General features: G+C 58.8%; 10 protein-coding genes and 1 pseudogene. All 11 read left to right on the top strand.

All coding sequences use genetic code 11. The features are described 5' to 3' along the window. The first annotated feature begins 9 nt into the window (after positions 1 to 9). Complete coding sequence (nuoI, locus tag QMX93_RS18045; RefSeq protein ID WP_007920177.1) at positions 10 to 558, top strand: NADH-quinone oxidoreductase subunit NuoI; 549 nt, start codon at positions 10 to 12, stop codon at positions 556 to 558. Positions 559 to 567: 9 nt separating this feature from the next. Continuing rightward, positions 568 to 1068, top strand: a complete 501-nt coding sequence (nuoJ, locus tag QMX93_RS18040; protein WP_008082850.1) for an NADH-quinone oxidoreductase subunit J — start codon at positions 568 to 570, stop codon at positions 1066 to 1068. A 3-nt stretch (positions 1069 to 1071) separates the two neighbouring features. After that, entirely contained in the window at positions 1072 to 1380 is a 309-nt protein-coding gene (gene nuoK, locus QMX93_RS18035) for an NADH-quinone oxidoreductase subunit NuoK (protein ID WP_003223790.1), read from the top strand. Then, entirely contained in the window at positions 1377 to 3230 is a 1854-nt protein-coding gene (nuoL, locus tag QMX93_RS18030; protein WP_282357497.1) for an NADH-quinone oxidoreductase subunit L, read from the top strand. The genes nuoK and nuoL overlap by 4 nt, the downstream gene beginning before the upstream one ends. Before the next feature lie 39 nt (positions 3231 to 3269). Continuing rightward, positions 3270 to 4802, top strand: coding sequence for an NADH-quinone oxidoreductase subunit M (gene nuoM, locus QMX93_RS18025; RefSeq protein WP_008082846.1), 1533 nt, complete (start codon positions 3270 to 3272; stop codon positions 4800 to 4802). Positions 4803 to 4809: 7 nt separating this feature from the next. Then, on the top strand, positions 4810 to 6273 hold the full coding sequence (nuoN, locus tag QMX93_RS18020) for an NADH-quinone oxidoreductase subunit NuoN (protein ID WP_159813898.1): 1464 nt from the start codon (positions 4810 to 4812) through the stop codon (positions 6271 to 6273). 975 nt (positions 6274 to 7248) lie between these two features. Beyond that, positions 7249 to 7599 carry a toxin gene (locus tag QMX93_RS18015; RefSeq protein WP_282357490.1) on the top strand — a complete coding sequence of 117 codons (351 nt, stop codon included), beginning with the start codon at positions 7249 to 7251 and terminating at the stop codon, positions 7597 to 7599. Continuing rightward, positions 7589 to 7903, top strand: a complete 315-nt coding sequence (locus QMX93_RS18010; protein ID WP_282357488.1) for a transcriptional regulator — start codon at positions 7589 to 7591, stop codon at positions 7901 to 7903. Before QMX93_RS18015 ends, QMX93_RS18010 begins: the two co-directional genes overlap by 11 nt. Positions 7904 to 8072: 169 nt before the next feature. Further along, positions 8073 to 9398: an OprD family porin gene (locus QMX93_RS18005; protein ID WP_282357484.1), complete on the top strand. Its 1326-nt coding sequence runs from the start codon at positions 8073 to 8075 to the stop codon at positions 9396 to 9398. A 415-nt stretch (positions 9399 to 9813) separates the two neighbouring features. Then, positions 9814 to 14421: a SpvB/TcaC N-terminal domain-containing protein gene (locus tag QMX93_RS18000; protein ID WP_282357482.1), complete on the top strand. Its 4608-nt coding sequence runs from the start codon at positions 9814 to 9816 to the stop codon at positions 14419 to 14421. Continuing rightward, positions 14418 to 16115 (top strand): annotated as a pseudogene (locus QMX93_RS17995) (RHS repeat protein); the annotation flags it as partial. The gene QMX93_RS18000 and the pseudogene QMX93_RS17995, both read left to right, overlap by 4 nt.

The raw sequence follows: 16115 nt of genomic DNA, 5'->3' as shown, positions 1-16115 counted from the left end.
ATTTGACCCATGTTCAAATATATTGGCGACATCGTTAAGGGTACTGGTACCCAGTTGCGCAGCCTGGTCATGGTCTTCGGCCATGGCTTTCGCAAGCGCGACACCCTGCAATACCCGGAAGAAGCGGTCTACCTGCCACCACGCTACCGTGGTCGTATCGTCCTGACCCGTGACCCCGATGGCGAAGAGCGTTGCGTTGCCTGCAACCTGTGCGCCGTGGCTTGCCCGGTGGGTTGCATCTCGCTGCAGAAAGCTGAAACCGAAGACGGTCGCTGGTACCCGGACTTCTTCCGTATCAACTTCTCGCGCTGCATTTTCTGCGGTCTCTGCGAGGAAGCCTGTCCGACCACCGCAATCCAGCTGACACCGGATTTCGAGATGGCCGAGTTCAAACGTCAGGATCTGGTGTACGAGAAAGAAGATCTTCTGATCTCCGGCCCCGGCAAAAACCCTGATTACAACTTCTATCGTGTTGCAGGTATGGCAATCGCTGGCAAGCCGAAAGGCTCCGCACAGAACGAAGCCGAACCGATCAACGTGAAGAGCTTGCTGCCTTAAGGAAGAACGATGGAATTCGCTTTCTATTTCGCATCGGGTATCGCTGTTGTGGCCACGCTACGTGTGGTCACCAACACCAATCCTGTGCACGCCCTGCTCTACCTGATCATCTCGTTGATTGCTGTGGCCATGACCTTCTTCGCACTCGGCGCACCGTTCGCCGGCGTGCTGGAAGTGATCGCCTACGCCGGCGCCATCATGGTGCTGTTCGTGTTCGTGGTGATGATGCTCAACCTCGGCCCCGCCGCGGTTCAGCAAGAACGCGCCTGGCTCAAGCCCGGTATCTGGGCAGGGCCGGTGATTCTCGCCGGGCTGCTACTGGCCGAACTGCTGTATGTGCTGTTCGCTCACCAGAGCGGTCAGGCCATCGGCCACACCACCGTAGACGCGAAAGCCGTGGGCATCAGCCTGTTCGGCCCGTACCTGCTGGTGGTCGAACTCGCCTCGATGCTGCTGCTCGCTGCAGCCGTCACGGCGTTCCATTTGGGCCGTAACGAGGCGAAGGAGTAAGTCATGCCTGCTATCCCTCTCGAACATGGACTGGCCGTCGCCGGCATCCTGTTCTGCCTTGGTCTGGTCGGCCTGATGGTCCGCCGCAACATTTTGTTCGTGTTGATGAGTCTGGAAGTGATGATGAACGCCTCTGCACTGGCGTTCATTGTTGCGGGCGCCCGTTGGGGCCAGCCGGATGGACAGATCATGTTCATCCTGGTGATCAGCCTTGCAGCTGCCGAGGCCAGTATTGGTCTGGCGATCCTGCTGCAACTGTATCGCCGCTTCCATACGCTCGATATCGACGCTGCCAGTGAGATGCGCGGATGAACCTGATCTTTCTGACTTTCGTATTCCCTCTGATCGGTTTCCTGCTGCTGTCGTTCTCCCGTGGACGCTGGTCGGAAAACCTCTCGGCGCTGATCGGCGTGGGTTCCATTGGCTTGTCGGCGATTGTCGCCGCTTACGTCATCTGGCAATTCAACGTCGCGCCACCCGAAGGCGGTCACTACACCCTGGTGCTGTGGAAGTGGATGGCGGTCGAAGGCTTCAAGCCTGACTTCGCCCTCTACGTCGACGGCCTGTCGATCACCATGCTTGGCGTGGTGGTGGGCGTCGGTTTCCTGATCCACCTGTTCGCGTCCTGGTACATGCGCGGCGAAGCGGGTTACTCGCGCTTCTTCTCGTACACCAACCTGTTTATCGCCAGCATGCTGTTTCTGGTACTCGGCGATAACCTGTTGTTCCTGTACTTCGGCTGGGAAGGCGTGGGCCTGTGCTCGTACCTGTTGATCGGTTTCTATTACAGCAACCGCAACAACGGTAACGCCGCACTCAAAGCCTTCATCGTGACCCGGATCGGCGACGTGTTCATGGCCATCGGCCTGTTCATCCTGTTCCAGCAAGTGGGCACGCTGAACATCCAGGAACTGCTGGTGCTGGCACCGCAGAAATTCCAGATCGGTGACTTCTGGATCACTTTGGCGACCCTGATGCTGCTGGGTGGCGCAGTCGGTAAATCGGCACAACTGCCGCTGCAAACCTGGCTCGCGGACGCGATGGCCGGCCCGACTCCGGTTTCGGCACTGATCCACGCCGCAACGATGGTTACTGCCGGTGTTTACCTGATCGCCCGTACCCACGGCCTGTTCACCCTGGCGCCGGAAATCCTCCACCTGGTCGGCATCGTCGGTGGTGTGACGCTGGTACTGGCCGGTTTCGCCGCGCTGGTTCAAACCGACATCAAACGTATCCTCGCCTACTCGACCATGAGCCAGATCGGCTACATGTTCCTGGCGCTGGGCGTTGGTGCTTGGGATGGCGCGATTTTCCACCTGATGACTCACGCCTTCTTCAAGGCCCTGCTGTTCCTTGCTTCCGGTGCGGTGATCGTTGCCTGCCACCACGAGCAGAACATCTTCAAGATGGGCGGTCTGTGGAAAAAACTGCCACTGGCCTACGCCAGCTTCATCGTCGGCGGCGCGGCACTGGCTGCCTTGCCACTGGTCACCGCAGGCTTCTACTCCAAGGACGAAATCCTCTGGGAAGCGTTCGCCAGCGGCAACCACGGTCTGCTCTACGCAGGTCTGGTCGGCGCGTTCATGACGTCGCTGTACACCTTCCGCCTGATCTTCATCACGTTCCACGGTGAAGCCAAGACCGAAGCCCACGCCGGTCACGGCATCGCTCACTGGCTGCCGCTGTCGGTGCTGATCGTATTGTCCACCGCCATCGGCGCGATGATCGTTCCGCCACTGCACGGCGTACTGCCAGAAAGCGTTGGCCATGCCGGTGGCGAAGCCAAGCACAGTCTGGAAATCGCGTCGGGCGCCATCGCCCTGGCCGGTATCCTGCTGGCAGCGCTGCTGTTCCTCGGCAAGCGTCGCTTCGTCACTGCGATCGCCAACAGCGGCATCGGCCGTTTCCTTTCGGCCTGGTGGTTCGCTGCCTGGGGCTTCGACTGGATCTACGACAAACTGTTCGTCAAGCCTTACCTGGCGATCAGCCACGTACTGCGCAAAGACCCGCTCGACCAGACCATCGGTCTGATCCCGCGTATGGCCAAGGGTGGTCACACCGCCCTGAGCCGCACCGAGACCGGTCAACTGCGTTGGTACGCTGCTTCGATGGCTGCTGGTGCCGTGCTGGTTATCGGCGCCATCGTGCTGGTAGCGGTCTGATATGAACCTTGCGAATTTGCGAAAGGAAACGAGCCCGTCATGATTCTGCCTTGGCTAATCCTGATCCCCTTCATCGGCGGCCTGCTGTGCTGGATGGGTGAGCGCTTCGGCGCTACCCTCCCGCGCTGGATTGCGCTGTTGACCATGACCCTGGAACTCGCCCTCGGCCTCTGGCTGTGGGCCCATGGTGACTATTCATTTGCCCCGGCGCCTGGCGCCGATCCGACCTGGGCGCTTGAGTTCAAGCACATCTGGATCGCGCGTTTCGGCATCAGCGTACACCTGGCCCTCGACGGCCTGTCGCTGTTGATGATCCTGCTGACCGGTCTGCTGGGTATCCTCTCGGTACTCTGCTCGTGGAAAGAGATTCAACGTCACGTTGGCTTCTTCCACCTGAACCTGATGTGGATCCTGGGCGGCGTTGTCGGCGTGTTCCTCGCCCTCGACCTGTTCATGTTCTTCTTCTTCTGGGAAATGATGCTGGTGCCGATGTACTTCCTCATCGCGCTCTGGGGTCACAGTTCTTCGGACGGCAAGAAAACCCGGATCTACGCGGCGACCAAGTTCTTCATCTTCACTCAGGCGTCCGGCCTGATCATGCTGGTGGCGATCCTCGGTCTGGTGCTGGTCAACTTCAACAACACTGGCGTGATTACCTTCAACTACGCCGACCTGTTGAAAACCAAGATGTCGATGACCACCGAGTACATCCTGATGCTCGGCTTCTTCATCGCCTTCGCGGTCAAGCTGCCGGTTGTACCATTCCACTCGTGGTTGCCTGATGCTCACGCCCAGGCGCCGACTGCAGGTTCCGTCGACCTCGCCGGTATCTTGCTGAAAACCGCTGCTTACGGTCTGCTGCGTTTCGCCCTGCCGCTGTTCCCGAATGCCTCGGCCGAGTTTGCGCCGATCGCCATGACCCTCGGTCTGATCGGGATCTTCTACGGCGCGTTCCTCGCGTTCGCGCAAACCGACATCAAGCGTCTGATCGCCTTCTCGTCCGTTTCCCACATGGGTTTCGTGTTGATCGGCATCTACTCCGGCAGCCAACTGGCCCTGCAAGGTGCAGTGATCCAGATGCTGGCGCACGGTGTGTCGGCGGCGGCACTGTTTATCCTCAGCGGTCAGTTGTACGAGCGTCTGCACACTCGTGACATGCGTGAGATGGGCGGTGTGTGGTCGCGTATCGCTTACCTGCCGGCAATCAGCCTGTTCTTCGCAGCCGCGTCCTTGGGTCTGCCGGGTACCGGTAACTTTGTCGGTGAGTTCCTGATCCTGATCGGCTCCTTCGCGAGCTGGCCGTGGATTACTGCGATTGCCACTTCCGGTCTGGTGTTCGGTTCGGTCTACTCGCTGATCATGATCCACCGTGCTTACTTCGGCCCGGCGAAATCGGATTCGATCCTGCACGGTATGGACGCTCGCGAACTGATCATGGTGCTAGGCCTTGCGGTGTTGCTGATCTACATCGGCGTCTACCCGCAACCGTTCCTCGACACTTCTGCCGCCACGATGCATGGCGTTCAGCAGTGGCTCGGCACCGCCTTCACTCAACTCGCTTCGGCCCGGTAAGAGCGCTATGGAATTCACGATTCAACACTTTATTGCGCTTGCGCCACTGTTGATCACCAGCCTCACCATTATCGTGGTGATGCTGGCAATCGCCTGGCGCCGCAACCACTCGCAGACCTTCCTGATTTCGGTGGCGGGTCTGAACCTGGCCCTGTTGTCGATCCTGCCTGCCCTGAAAGTCGCGCCTCTGGCCGTGACCCCATTGCTGCAGATCGACTCGTTTGCCTGCCTGTACATGGCGCTGATCCTGGTCGCCACCCTCGCCTGCGTTACCCTCGCCCACGCCTATCTGGGTGATGGCGGTTCGGGTTACCCGGGCAACCGTGAAGAACTGTACTTGCTGATCCTGATGGCCGCCGCCGGTGGTCTGGTTCTGGTCAGCGCGCAGCACCTGGCCGGTTTGTTCATCGGTCTGGAACTGCTCTCGGTACCGGTTTACGGTCTGGTGGCTTACGCCTTCTTCAACAAGCGTTCGCTGGAAGCGGGCATCAAGTACATGGTGCTGTCGGCTGCCGGTTCCGCGTTCCTGTTGTTCGGTATGGCGCTGCTCTACGCTGACGCTGGTTCCCTGAGCTTCACCGGTATCGGCCAGGCACTGGCCGCGACAGGTCTGCCTAGCCCGCTGGCACAACTGGGCCTGGGCATGATGCTGATCGGTCTGGCGTTCAAGCTGTCGCTGGTACCGTTCCACCTGTGGACGCCGGACGTTTACGAAGGTGCTCCGGCGCCGGTGGCCGCGTTCCTTGCGACTGCGTCGAAGGTAGCAGTGTTTGCGGTGATGGTGCGTCTGTTCCAGATCTCCCCTGCCGCAAGCAGTGGCGTACTGAGCGACGTGCTGACCGTTATCGCCATCGCCTCGATCCTGTTCGGTAACCTGCTGGCCCTGACCCAGAGCAACCTCAAGCGTCTGCTCGGTTACTCGTCCATCGCGCACTTCGGCTACCTGCTGATCGCGCTGGTGGCGAGCAAGGGTCTGGCGGTGGAAGCCATTGGCGTGTACCTGGTCACCTACGTGATCACCAGCCTCGGCGCCTTCGGCGTGATCACCCTGATGTCCTCGCCGTACAACGGCCGTGACGCGGACGCCCTGTACGAATACCGCGGCCTGTTCTGGCGCCGTCCGTACCTGACCGCCGTACTCACCGTGATGATGCTGTCGCTGGCGGGTATCCCGCTGACCGCTGGCTTCATCGGCAAGTTCTACATCATCGCCACCGGTGTTGAAGCGCACCAATGGTGGCTGGTCGGTTCGCTGGTTCTGGGCAGCGCCATCGGCGTCTTCTACTACCTGCGCGTGATGGTCACCCTGTACCTGATCGAACCAAACCTGCGTCGCCACGACGCCCAGCTGCACTGGGAACAGAAGGCAGGTGGCGTGATGCTGCTGGCCATCGCCCTGGTCGCATTCTTCCTGGGTGTGTACCCGCAGCCATTGCTGACACTGGTTCAGCAGGCGGGTCTGGCGGGCTGATTGCTCGGCTGGCTACACATGAAAACGGCATCTTCGGGTGCCGTTTTTGTTTTTGTGGGATTTAACATTTTCATTGCCTTACCCACTGCTTTCGCGAGCAAGCTCGCTCCCACAGGTTATGTGTCGTGCACCAATTCTGTGGTCATCCCGGGTCATTGTAGGAGTGAGCCTGCTCGCGAAGGCGTCGGCACATTCAACATTTTCATTGCCTGACCCACCGCTTTCGCGAGCAAGCTCTGCTCCCACAGGTTATGTGTGGTGCACAAATTCTGCGGTTATCCCGGATCATTGTGGGAGCTGGGCTTGCTCGCGAAGGCGTCGGCACATTCAACATCTTCATTGCTTGACCCACCGCTTTCGCGAGCAGGCTCGCTCCTACAAGTTATGTGTCGTGCACAAATTCTGCGGCCATCCCGGATCATTGTGGGAGCGAGCCTGCTCGCGAAGGCGACGGCACATTCAACATTTTCATTGCTTGACCCACCGCTTTCGCGAGCAGGCTCGCTCCCACAGGTTATGTGTGGTGCACAAATTCTGTGGCCATCCCGGATCATTGTGGGAGTGAGCCTGCTCGCGAAGGCGTCGGCACATTCAATATCTTCATTGCTTGACCCACCGCTTTCGCGAGCAGGCTCGCTCCTACAAGTTATGTGTTGTGCACAAATTCTGCGGCCATCCGGGATCATTGTGGGAGTGAGCCTGCTCGCGAAGGCATCGGCACATTCAACCTCTTCACAGCCTGACACCCCGCCGCTATCGCTATTCGGTGCTGGACACTGCTGCGAATTGTTCTGACACGTGAGTTGCGAAGCCTCTTCACAGATCAGTCGAACGATCCTACCTCTCCCGTCTACTCGTCCTACAGGTGATTTTACGACCGACGTCTACCGTTGAAAAAGGGGCGAAGAGCAAGGCCAGCAGGCCTTGACCAATTCGCTTATCGAGATAACACTATACGCAGGAAGCGTACAAAAAATGGATGCTCTTTTTATCGAACTACCTGCGTTTCAGAAGCATCGAGACGATTATCTGGACGATGAGCTGTTTCGCAGCTTCCAATTGGAATTGCTGAAAAACCCGGAAGCAGGCGACCTCATAGAAGAAACCGGAGGGCTGCGCAAAATTCGTTTTTCCGACCAGCGCAGAAACAAAGGCAAGCGTGGTGGTTTGCGGGTGATCTATTACTGGTGGTCCGGTTACGACCAGTTTTGGCTTTTCACCGTTTACAACAAGAACGAACAGGACAATCTGACGCCTGCCCAGAAAAAACTTTTCAGACAAACGCTGGATAAAGAACTCAACACGAGAACCCAATATGAAACGTGACATTTTTTCTGAATTGATGGACGGCCTGGAAGCCCTTGCTGACGAGCGCCAAGGCAAAATAACGCTACACACCCACAAAGTTCAGCTGCCGAAACTGGTACCGATTACGGCTGAAGAGGTCGTCGCCATCCGTCAACAACTCAACCTTTCCCGATCAGTATTCGCGATGTATCTGCGCACTAACACCCGCACGCTCGAAAACTGGGAACAAGGACGCGCGACACCTAACGCCCAAGCCACCACCCTCATCCGACTGGTTGAGCGCTTTCCGCAAACCATCGATCAACTCGCAACCTTGAGCTAGACGAAACCTCCCAGTCCACATGACGAAATTGTAATTCCCTCATCACCTTGGCGTTATCCGCAGCTTGCAACGATGTCACCCGGCGACCATGCCGGCGGGCCCTCGCCCGTCGAACAATAAAACTCACGCCGAAGCACGTTCCCGTTCTGCCGAACTCCAGGAGTGACTGATGCTTAACCCTACAAAAATATCGATGGCCGCTTTAACGGTGGCGATCAGCGCCGGATCATCCATGGTAGTGGCGGAGGAAAAAGCCGAAGGCTTTATCGATGGCAGCAGCCTCACCGTCCTCAACCGCAACTACTACTTCAATCGTGATCACCGCAACGGCCAGTCCAGCCCTACCGGCAATGGCTATTCCGAAGCCTGGGCGCACGCAGTAATCAGCAAGTTCGAATCCGGATTCACTCAAGGCACTGTCGGCTTCGGTGTTGATGCGTTTGCCATGATCGGCCTGAAACTCGACACCGGTGACGGCCGTAACGGCGCTCGGAGCTCCTTCGACGTGTTGCCGGTCAACAGCGATGGCCGGGCGCAGGACGAGTACACCAAATTCGGCGGCGCCGCCAAAGTGCGCGCGTTCGATACGATCGTACGGGTCGGCGATGTGTTCCCTGCCACCCCGGTGGTCGCCGCTGGTGACTCGCGATTGCTGCCCGAGAGTTTCAAAGGCGTGACAGCCATCAACACCAGTATCGAAGGCCTGTCGGTACAGGGCGGTCGACTGCATGCAATGAGCCAACCGACCTCCAGCGACCTCAACGATAACTTCGCCACCTTCTACGCCGGCCCGGTCAATTCGCCGTGGATCGCCTACGGTGGCGGCGATTACGCGTTGAACAAAAACCTCACGTTCAGCCTGTATTCCAGCCGCCTCAAGGACGCCTGGAATCAGTACTACGCCGGCACCGCATGGACGTATCCATTGGCAGATGACCTGTCATTGTTCGGCGACCTCAACTACTACAAGGCCGTCGACGAGGGCAAACAACTGCTCGGCAAATTCGACAACAACATCTGGAGCGGCCGCGTCGGCGTCAAACTCGGCGCCCACTCCTTCGCCCTCTCCCACCAGCGCAACAACGGCAACGACGACTTCGATTACCTGCGCCAGTCCGACTCGATCTTCCTCGACAACTCCATCCAGTACAGCGACTTCAACTCGCCCAAAGAACGTTCCTGGATGGTGCGCTATGACCTCGACATGACCCCGTACGGCGTGCCGGGTCTGTCGTTCATGACCCGTTATGGTCGCGGCACCGATGCTGATTATTCCAACGCCAACGCTGTGTACATGCGCCGCGACGCGGAGGGTAATCCGCTCACCGATCAGAAGCGCTGGGAGCGCGATGTTGAAGTCAAATACGTGGTGCAAAGCGGCTCGATGAAAGACCTGTCACTGCGTTTGCGTCAGGCCACGACCCGCGCCACAGCGTTCGAGTCCGATCTGGAAGAAGTGCGGGTGATCGTCGAATACCCGCTGGCGATTCTGTGAGTTTCATGAGCGATCAGATTCACCTTTAGAAGCTCCTTGCTCCTTTGGAAAGAGGTGAATTTTTTGGCGTCCTTCGGGGCGCCTTTTTTTACTCTGTGAAACACGAAAAACCTGTAGGAGCTGCCGAAGGCTGCGATCTTTTGATCTTGAAAGACACAACCAAAAGATCGCAGCCTGCGGCAGCTCCTACAAGGTTTTGCAATAAATCGGTTATCTGTTGAGCGAATTTGATCTAAGAAAACTGCACCACCCTGTCAGGTCTGACAGGTTACACCGCCAGTCTTTACCGCTAGCGTTAACCCGCCGGGCATCCTATCGATGCCAACCATCTGGCAGGGAGATTCACTGATATGGCCGTCGCCACCTCCATCATCGCTTACATACGTTTCACGGCCAGACGCAACGGCGGTTCGCTATGAGTGAGCAACCGCAGCAACAGTCAACGATGCAGATCAACACTCCCTCCCTGCCCAAAATGGGCGGAGCCATTCAAAGCATCGGCAAGGGTTGGGGCGGCGTCGGCACCACCGGCGCGGCATCGCTTGAATTGCCCCTGCCGATTTCCCCCGGCCGTGGTTCTGCCCCGGCGCTTGGGCTGGGTTACAGCAGTGATGTCGGCAACAGCCCGTTCGGAATCGGCTGGCATCTGACGGCCAACGCCATCACCTTGCGCACAACCAAGGGCGTTCCGGCCTACACCGGCAACGATATTGTCACCGGCCCCGGCGGCGATATGTGGATGCCCGAGCGCAGTGACGGCGACGGCAGCGTCATCTCCAGAAACGTCATGCGCTACAACGGCATCGATCTGGGCGTACAGCATAAGGTGGTGCGCTATTGGCCGAGAGTTGAAGGGGCTTTCAGCCTCATCGAGCACTGGTCAACCGCCACCGACGCCAGCGGGTTCTGGCTGATTCACGGTGCCGATGGCAGCCTGCATATCTACGGCAAAACTCCCGACTCACGCCGAGCCGACCCGGCCGATCCATTGCGCGTCGGCGCGTGGATGATCGACGAAAGCCTCAACACGCGCGGCGAGCACATCGTCTACCAATACAAAGCGGAAACTGACGCCCCCGCCCCGCCGCAACTGCGCGACTACCGTGCGCAGCGCTACCTCAAGTGCGTGTATTACGGCAACGCCAAGGCCCATCCGCACCTGTACGCCTGGGTCACCGACAGCTGGAAAGCCGAGCAATGGCACTTCCATTTACTGTTCGATTACGGCGAACGCAGCACTACCCTGGAAACCGCCCCCACCTACGCAGAAACACAACCGTGGCCTGTACGCAGCGATCCCTTCTGGAATTACAGCTACGGCTTTGAACTGGGCACCCAGCGCCTGTGCCGGCAAGTGCTGATGTTTCATCACTTCCCCAAAGAACTCGGCGATACGCCCGTGCTGGTGCAGCGCCTGTTGCTCGAGCACCGGGCCAACCCGCTCGGCTACAACCATCTGACTGCCGCGCACATTCAAGCGTATGACGCACTCGGTCAGGTCGAAAGTCGCCCGCCCATGGAGTTCGGCTACAACGCTTGCGAGCTCGACCCCAAGCATCCGGGCTGGGCACAGTTTCCCGACATGCCCGGACTCAATGACGGCCAGTTCTATCAACTGGTCGACTTGTATGGCGAAGGCCTGCCGGGGGTGCTGTGTCGTTATGATCAAGCGTGGTATTACCGCGAACCATTGCGCTGCGACAGTGGCGGCGACGACGTCTGCTACAGCGACTGGAAACGGCTCGAAAACATTCCGGTGGCCGACAGCAGCAAAGCGATTCACCAATCGCTGACCGACCTGACGGGCGACGGCAAGCTCGACTGGGTGATCGCCATGCCCGGTATGCACGGCTTTTTCACCCTTGGCCCGGATCGCGACTGGTCAAACTACGTTCCCTTCAAGGCGTTCCCCAACGAATTCCTGCATTCAATGTCACGCCTGACCGATCTGGTCGGCGACGGCCTCAGCGACCTCGCACTGATCGGCACCAACAGCGTGCGTCTGTATGCCAATCGCCGCGAGCACGGGTTCGCCGACGGCGTCGACGTGCCTCATCGTTATAAATTGCCCGACGGTGACGACGATGAGCTGCCGTCATTGCTGCATACGCAAACCGAAGTGGTCGCGTTCGCCGACCTGCTCGGCAGTGGCCAGCAGCATCTGGTGCGCATCCGCCACAACGAAGTCAAAGTCTGGCCGAATCTGGGGCGCGGGCGCTTCGGCAAAGGGTTTGTGCTGTGCGCGCTGCCGTTCACCTACAGTGAGTTCAATGCGGCACAGGTTCTGTTGGCCGATATCGACGGCTCCGGCGCGGCCGATCTGATCTACCTGGAACCCAAGCGTCTGCGTGTGTTCATGAACCACGCCGGTAGTGGATTCGAGCAAAGCAGTGTCGACCTGCCGTGGCCCGAAGGCGTGCTTTACGACCGACTTACCCAGGTCAGCACCGCCGACCTGCAAGGGCTGGGTTGCTCAAGCCTGATCGTGACGGTGCCGTACATGGCCCCTCGACACTGGCGCTACGATTTCGTCAAAGCCAAGCCGTATCTGGTCAACCGCACCTGCAACAACATGGGTTCCAGCAGCGGCGTGACCTACCGCAGTTCGGCGCAGGAATGGCTGGATGAAAAAAACCAGCAACACGCGGCGGGCATCGAAAACCCGATCTCCCAATTGCCCATGGCGTTGCATGTGGTCAAGCAGCAGACCCAGCACGATGACATCACCGGCAACACGCTGACGCAGGGTTTCAGTTATCGCGGCGGTTATTACGACCGCTTCGAGCGCGAGTTCCGTGGCTTTCGCCTGCTCACGCAGACCGATACCGAAGCGACGCAAGCCGAACGCGCAACCGCCGGTTTCACCGCACCGATCCTGAGCAAAACCTGGTTCCACACCGGCGAGGATATCGACCCTTCCCGCGACGGTTATTACACGGGCGACCCGTCTGCGGTAGCCCTGCAACCCACGCTGCTACACGATCACGCGGCGCAACCCATCGAGTCACCAGACGAAGACCTCCAGCGCGAAATTGCCCGCTGCCTGAGCGGCAGAGTCCTGCGCTCGGAGGTCTACGCCGCAGACGACGATCCCGCCACTGCCGTGCCTTACGCTGTTCAGGAAAGCCGCGTCGCCGTGCGCGTGTTGCGGCCCAAAGGTGAGCACAATCCTTACGCGGTGCTGCAGCCGCTTGACCTGGAATCGATCAGTTATCAATACGAGCCAGACATCGCCGATGACCCGCTATGTCAGCACACACTGAATCTGGAATGGGATGAATACGGCAGCGTCATTCATGGCTTTACCGTGCACTACGCACGGCGCAAAACCTTGAGCGATACACCGCCGTTCAGCGACGAATATCACCAAACCTGGTGGAAGGATGCCCACGACGATGCCCAACAAAAGTGGTACCTGACGCAAACCAAAGCGCTGCACCTTCACCTGCCAAATCCAGAAGCCTGGCGCCTTGGCCTGCCCTATCAGGCGCGCGGCAACGCACTGGTGCTCGACAAGCCGGCGCTCACCGCCGCCAACATCAGCCATGAGTATATTCTGCAACAAAGCGCCGACGACGGCGCGTGGGCGAAACAATCAGTGCTCACAGGCTTGTCGATGCAGCTCTACATGAACCCCGCCAACAACCAGCCCCTTGCACCCGGCCAAGCGACGTTCGAAGGCTTGCCTGCTTACATAGAAACGGCGGAGCTGGATGCCATCGCCCTCAGCGCTTACGACAAACTCAAGGACGCCGAGGGCAACATGCCCTTCAACCTGAAAGAAAAACTCGAGTCACCGGAAGTCGGTTACCACATCATGGATCTGTTCCTGCCTGAAGTGAAAAACACCCCACCGACCGATCCGGACGATGCAAAAAATTACCTGTGGTCGGTGCGTAAAGGCTTCCCCACCTATCACGCGCTGGATGGTTTTTTTAACATCCAGAAGTATCGCGAAACCCTTAGCCACGGTGAGACCCAGGTCTTTTACGACGACTATTGGTGCCTGACCAATGCCGTCACCCTGCCCGATGGCTGCACCACCCGCACGCTCGATGTGGATTACCGGAGCTTTCTGCCGGCCGCCATCGAAGACGCCAACCGCAATATTCAAGAGGCGCGTTACGACGCATTAGGCCAAGTGTTGGTCACCAGTTTCCACGGCACGGAATTAGGCCTGCCGGTGGGTTTTGATCGACTGGAAACCTACGTCGCGCCTCCCGACCGCCACCCGGCGATTGCCATTGCCGACCCGAAAAAAGCCATCGGCAATTTCGCCAGTGTCGGCTTCAGCGATCCTTTCAGTTGGATGGGGCGCGTCTCACGCACCACACCGCCCTCCGCAGAATGGCTGACCTGGGCCAGACGTGAAGGATTCATCTTGCCCAGCGGGCACTTTTGCGACAGAGCGCGGCAGCATATTGCTGACGTGCAAGCCCCAGACGCGAACGAGACGATCCTCAAGCAACAACTCGACGCAGCCCACCGCGAACCGATACACGCCGTCACGATGCTGGCTGACCGCTACCCCGGTGACCCGGAGATGCAAGTGCGGGTCAGCATCGCCTGCTGGGACGGCTTCGGTCGGTCGCTGCAAACCAAACAGGAAGTCGAGCCAGGCAAGTCGTGGCAGGTCGGGGAAAACGGTGAGTTAATCCTCGACTCCGACGGCAAGCCTGTCGAGGCCGATGTGCCACGCCGCTGGCGTGTCAGCGAGCCGGTCGAGTACAACAACAAGAGCGAAAAAGTACGCATCTACCGACCCTACTTTGCCGATCAACCGCGCTACATCAACGATCATTCAATGCGCGTGCATGCCTTCCATGATCAGCAGTTTTACGATGCGGCCGGTCGCCCGACCGAAACCATACTGGCGAAAAACATGCTCCAGGGTATTCCGCCGCAAATGAAGCCGTTACGGCGGGAGACGTGGTACTGGATCTGGTGCAGCGTGGCGTTTGATGAGAACGATTTGTTTGAACCGCCGCCGGAACAACCGCGCAAAAAATTTCCGTTCATATGAATACTTGGCTTGATACGCAAACCCCACAATTGACGGCGAACGACAGCCGTGGCTTGCCGGTGCGGCAGATTGCGTATTGGCGCCAGGATCTCAGCGAGCCTGAGGCGCGGGTAACGACTCAGCAACATGATGCGGCTGGTCGTCTGGTGGCGCAGCGGGATCCGCGGTTGATGGCGGATGCTTCGGCACCTGCCAATCTTGCGTCGATCTGTTCGTTGTCAGGGAAAGTGTTGAGCAGTCTCAGCGTCGATGCCGGGTGGCAAGTCAGTTTATTGGGTGGGGCCGATCAGACTGTGTCGGGATGGGATGGTCGGGGGCGTCAGCGCAGGACGGAATATGACGATCAGGTTCGACCGCTGGCGGTGTTTGAGCAGGGGGTTGATGGCGAGTTGTTGTGCACCGAGCGTTTTGCCTATGGCGACGACGATCCGGCATTTTCCGCGCGTAACCAGTGCGGACAACTGATTCGCCACGATGATCCCGCAGGTACGCAATTGTTCGAGCAGTTCGGTTTTGCGGGTGAAGTGCTACAACTGACCCGCCATTTTTTGCAGACGCTGGAATCTCCCGACTGGCCGGAGCCCATTTCCGAGCGAGACACGTTGCTTGAGCCCGGTGCCGGGTTCACGGCCCGCGCACGGTTTAACCCGCTGGGCGAGGCCATCGAACAAACCGACGCCAGAGGTAACCGGCAGATGTTCAGCCACACTGTTGACGGCCCGTTGCGCGAGGTTCGTTTGCTATTGGCGAAGGATACTGCAGCGAAAACTTTGGTCTGCGCCATTCAGTACAACGCCCACGGTCAGACAGAGCAGGAGACGGCCGGCAACGGCGTGATCACCTCGCTGGAATACGCAGCTGACGACGGTCGGCTTTCGCGGTTGCAGGCCAAACGTGGCAGCGACGCTCTGCAAGATTTGCGTTACGTCTACGACCCGGTCGGCAACGTGCTCAGCATCGAAGACGCCGCCCTGCCCGTTCGCTACTTTGCTAATCAGCGGGTTGAGCCGGTTAATCGCTACGTTTACGACAGCCTCTATCAGCTGATCAACACGACGGGATGGGAGGCTGGAGGTACTAATCAAGGTCCGACATTTTCGAGGTTTGACGATCCGGCGTCGTGCGCCAACTATTCGCAATCCTACCGCTATGACCGTGGCGGAAACCTGCTGGAACTGACGCATGACGGGCCGCAAAGTCACGGTCATCGACTGGTGGCGGCTGCGCAGAGCAATCGGTGTTTGCCGGTGCTCAATGGCGTGGAACCGAGCGAAGAGAACTTTCGCAAAAGCTTCGATGCCAACGGCAATTTGCTCAACCTTCAACCGGGGCAGGTTTTGCGTTGGGATCTGCGCAACCAATTGCGCGAAGTCAGACCCGTGGCGAAGGACCGTGAGGGTTACGTTTACGGCGCCGACGGTATGCGCGTTCGTAAAGTGCGCTCTGCGCAAACCAACGCCCGAACGCTGATTTCGGAAGTTCGTTATCTGCCAGGTCTGGAGTTACGCACCCACAGCGGAACGGGGGAAGCGTTGCAGGTGATCACCGTTCAAGCCGGACGCAGCAGCGTGCGGGTTTTGCATTGGGAATCCGAGCCGCCGAAAGACATCGCCAACGATCAATACCGCTACAGCCTCAATGATCATCTCGGTTCCTGCGCCCTCGAACTGGACAGCTCAGGCGACATCATCAGC

This window comes from Pseudomonas sp. PS01303 (assembly GCF_029959385.1).
Taxonomy (GTDB): Bacteria; Pseudomonadota; Gammaproteobacteria; order Pseudomonadales; family Pseudomonadaceae; genus Aquipseudomonas; species Aquipseudomonas rustica.
Note: the sequence above shows the minus strand (reverse complement) of the source record. Positions and strands in the feature narration are given on the sequence as shown.